At 71.1% G+C, this 1683-nt stretch carries 3 protein-coding genes; all 3 read right to left on the minus strand.

The window, feature by feature from the left end; genetic code table 11:
- Positions 1-526, minus strand: a 526-nt coding sequence (locus tag R6V09_RS52515) for a helix-turn-helix domain-containing protein (RefSeq protein ID WP_317888462.1), incomplete at its 3' end; no start/stop codon positions are given.
- Positions 527-636: 110 nt separating this feature from the next.
- Entirely contained in the window at positions 637-1089 is a 453-nt protein-coding gene (locus R6V09_RS52520) for a helix-turn-helix domain-containing protein (RefSeq protein ID WP_317888463.1), read from the minus strand.
- Between the two features lie 272 nt (positions 1090-1361).
- On the minus strand, positions 1362-1683 hold a 322-nt coding region (locus tag R6V09_RS52525; RefSeq protein ID WP_317888464.1), incomplete at its 5' end, for a DUF3017 domain-containing protein.

Raw genomic sequence — 1683 nt, forward strand, 5'->3', positions numbered from 1 at the left:
CCTGCGAGGCACCCTCCCGTACGTCGGGCTCGGGCGCCGCGGGCTGCGGCGGCACCGTCGGGGACACCCCCGCCGGGCCCGCGATCCCCGGGCTCGCGGTGACACCGCCGCCCTTGCGGGCCGTCTTGCCACCCTCGGCCTTGCCGCCCTCGGTCTTACCGCTCTGTACGTTCGCCGGAGGCGCCCCGAACTCGCCGAGCGCGGCACGCGCCTGGGAGATCCGCATCGCCTCCATGGTCATGTCGTGCCGCATCTCCGAGCGGCTCCAGGCCCGCTCGGCCAGCTCCCACATCGTGGTCAGATGGACGGGATGGGTACCGGTGACCTCCGCTAGGGCGACGATCGCGCCCTTCGGTGCGAGGAGCCGGCCGTTGAGATAGCGGTCCCAGGACGTCTTGCTGTAGCCCGTGCGGTCGGCCACCGCCGCGACGCTCAGGCCGCTGCGGTCCACGAGCCGGCGCAGCTGGCCGGCGAACTCCTTGACCTGCGGATCGAGTTCATCCGGCAAGGCCCTCCAACGAGGCATTGCTTTCCCCCCTCTGCCCTGAATTGCCCACGCTAACGCGGTTGTTGGTCGAGTTCGTTGCAAATCCGCAAACTTGTCAATACATCGACACACTGGGCACATACCGGCGTTCACCCGAGCACAACGGCTCCCGCGACAGCCATGAGAAGCATGAGAACCAACAGCACCAACGCGTACCGCAGCAGCCGTCCGCCGGGCCCGCGCTCCCCCTTCTCGGGCGGCGTGTCCCACCAGGGCAGGGTCGGATCGTCCCGGTACTCGTCCGCGCCCGCCGCCCGCTCCGGGACGGTGACCGGGCGGGGCCACGCCTGGACCGCCAACTCCCAGCGCACACCGATGCGTTCGGGGTCGGTGCCGGCCACCCGGCACAGGGCGACGACGGCCTGCCGGGGCGGCGGCTGGCCCGCGTTGAGATAGCGGTGCCAGGAGGACTTGCTGTACGCGGTGCGGGCGCCGAGCGCGGCAAGGCTGAGTCCGGTGCGGTCCTTGAGGAGGCGCAGGTGTTCCACGAAGTGCCGCACCTCGGCCGGCAGTTCGTCCGGCAGCGGCTGCCAGCCGCTCATCGCCCCGCCACCGCGTCCACTGCCCCCACCGCGTCCATTCCGTCCTCAATCGCCCGCCCGCTCCCAGCGAAATGACGACGTCGGAAAGGGAACGGTTCCCTCGTCGCGGTGCGGTGCGGACCGCGTAGCGAAACGGTCACCTCCGTGCCACAGCGCGCTGACAGCCGTTGAACAGCCCGCTCACGGCGCGGCACGCTGAAACACAGACGGCGGCGCGTCCTTGCTCGGGGGAGGGGACGGGCCGCCGTCGTGGGTCGTGAACCGACCGGCTGTCAGCTGGTGTTGACCGTGTAGTGCAGCGTGTCCTTCAGGAACGGGATCACCAGCCACGGCTTCGGCTGCGCCATCATCGCCAGCAGGACGATCGCGAGGCCGAGCACGCAGTAGGTGACGACGTCGGTGAAGCGGGAGCGTACGGCGAGCATGCCGACGTCCGGCAGGACCCAGCGCAGGACGGCACCGGCCAGCAGCGCGGCGCCGATGAGCAGGGTGCCGTAGCGGAAGACGTCGAAGGCGGTCAGCAGGAGGCCGAGGCCGACCGTGCCGAGCACCGCGAGGATCGGCCACTGGCGGGCCGGTGCCGGGGCGGAACCG

Origin of the sequence: Streptomyces sp. W16, assembly GCF_033194735.1 — a bacterium.
Taxonomy (GTDB): Bacteria; Actinomycetota; Actinomycetes; order Streptomycetales; family Streptomycetaceae; genus Streptomyces.

Coding starts and splice junctions, on each gene's coding strand:
- R6V09_RS52520 (WP_317888463.1), bottom strand. CDS start 1,089: ATGAGCGGCTGGCAGCCGCTGCCGGACGAACTGCCGGCCGAGGTGCGG.